Origin of the sequence: Lapidilactobacillus bayanensis (genome assembly GCF_003946695.1) — a bacterium.
Classification (GTDB): domain Bacteria; phylum Bacillota; class Bacilli; order Lactobacillales; family Lactobacillaceae; genus Lapidilactobacillus; species Lapidilactobacillus bayanensis.
This window is the reverse complement of sequence record NZ_RHOX01000056.1, coordinates 1-1,920: the sequence shown is the minus strand read 5'-3', so window position 1 is coordinate 1,920 and position 1,920 is coordinate 1. Positions and strand designations below refer to the sequence as shown.

Genomic DNA, 1,920 nt, shown 5'->3' with positions numbered 1-1,920 from the left:
AATTTCAGTGCGCCCGGCATGGGCATCAACTAGACGGTGAAAGTCCGTTGCGGGCCGTAGTAGTCGGAACCGTTAGTCAAAGGCAAGGCCTTCATCGTGAGATGGAGACTGAAGGAAGCCTGATGAGCAAAGTACTGCACCGATGAATAAGAAGCAGCTATAAGGCCGAAAATGACTGGATGAGACGGCTGAACACGCTGAAGTCCAATACTACTCAAAGTCATGACGGTAGAGCTGACGGTGACATGGTACGAAAGTTGATGTTCTTACCCGGGGAGACCTGTACACACGGCCCTAGTTTTCTTTAGGGAATACCCAAAGAAAGAAAACTCAAGCTAAGGCAAGTCAGAAATGGCTGGTCGAGTGGCGCAGGAGTCAGCCGAGGTCATAGTAGTGGGTAACCATGAAGGACCGAACAATAATAACTCACATTGAGACTGGAAGTGAAGACGATGCGAAAATCGCAGAAAACAGAACAAGCTGACCGCCAGCAGAAGATAAGTCTGGAAGACCAAAAACAAGCTGGGGCACGTAGTATCGCCTTCGGCGAAGGCAAAATGATGAGTGGCACTCAGTTTCAAGCATTAGTCTTGTCTCGCGATAATCTAAATTTGGCTTATAAACGCGTGGTCAAGAATAAGGGAGCGGCTGGAATTGACGGTATGACCGTTGAAGAATTAAAGCCGTATCTGAAAATACACCGTGAAGAATTACTCGCAAAACTGGTCAATGGTACTTATAAGCCGGCACCAGTCAAGCGAGTATCAATTCCTAAGCCTAACGGTGGAACGCGTAAGCTTGGCATTCCAACGGTAATCGACCGATTAGTTCAACAGGCCGTGGCTCAGGTGCTTTCACCGATGTATGAACAGATTTTCTCTGACAACAGCTTCGGTTTTCGACCAAGACGCAGTGCGCATGACGCAGTCCAAAGAGTTATTGAGTTGGATAATGCCGGCTATCGATATGTGGTTGACTTGGATTTGAAGGCCTACTTCGATACTGTTAATCACGATATGCTTATGAAGTTTCTCGGACAACGTATTAGTGACCCTTGGTTATTACGCCTCATTCGCCGTTTTCTAACCAGTGGTGCTATGAATGGGCCATTGTTTGAACGCAGTAATGAAGGTACACCGCAAGGTGGGCCAATTTCACCACTGTTAGCGAACATTTATCTCAACGAATTCGATCAAGAATTGACTAGACGCGGCCATAAGTTTGTTCGCTATGCCGATGATTGTAACATCTTCGTTAAGAGCCCACGTGCGGGCCAACGGGTCCTTGCCAGTGTCACAGCTTTTCTCGAGCGTAAGCTAAAGCTCACGATTAATCAGGAAAAGACACAAGTGGTTTCCACTAGCAGGATGAAATTCTTGGGTTTTACGTTGGGCCACACTAGAAAAGGAGCCTATCCCTATCCAGTGCGGCAATCAAAACAGCGTATCAAACAGGAACTAAAGCGTCTGACAAAGCGTAATCGCGGCGTGGCCGTGGAACAAGTATGCACAGAAATTCGACGAAAGATGCGTGGCTGGTTACAGTATTATGGCTTTGGAAAATTGAAGTCGTTTGTGGCAGAATTGGATAAGTGGCTGCGGTCGCGCATGCGCCAGTATATTTGGAAGCAATGGAAGAAAATTAAAACTCGAGCTAATGAATTGAGAGGGTTAGGCTTAACCAAAAGTCAAGCTAAGGCTGCAGCTAATACCCGTAAAGGGTACTGGCACACGGCACATAGCCAAATATTGGAATACACCCTAACTAATGAAAAACTGGAACTTCGTGGCTTGATTAATCTAAGCAAGACGCTCCAGCAAATTCAAACAAAGAGTGCCTAAATTATTGAACCGCCGTATACGGAACCGTACGTACGGTGGTGTGAGAGGACGGTAATTTACAATTACTTCCTACTCGATC

General features: G+C 46.4%; 1 protein-coding gene. It reads left to right on the top strand.

Annotation, left to right across the window (positions count from 1 at the left end; genetic code table 11):
- Window positions 1-452 precede the first annotated feature (452 nt).
- Window positions 453-1,841 carry a group II intron reverse transcriptase/maturase gene (gene ltrA / locus EKM65_RS11045; RefSeq protein WP_125608460.1) on the top strand — a complete coding sequence of 463 codons (1,389 nt, stop codon included), beginning with the start codon at window positions 453-455 and terminating at the stop codon, window positions 1,839-1,841.
- Window positions 1,842-1,920 lie beyond the last annotated feature (79 nt).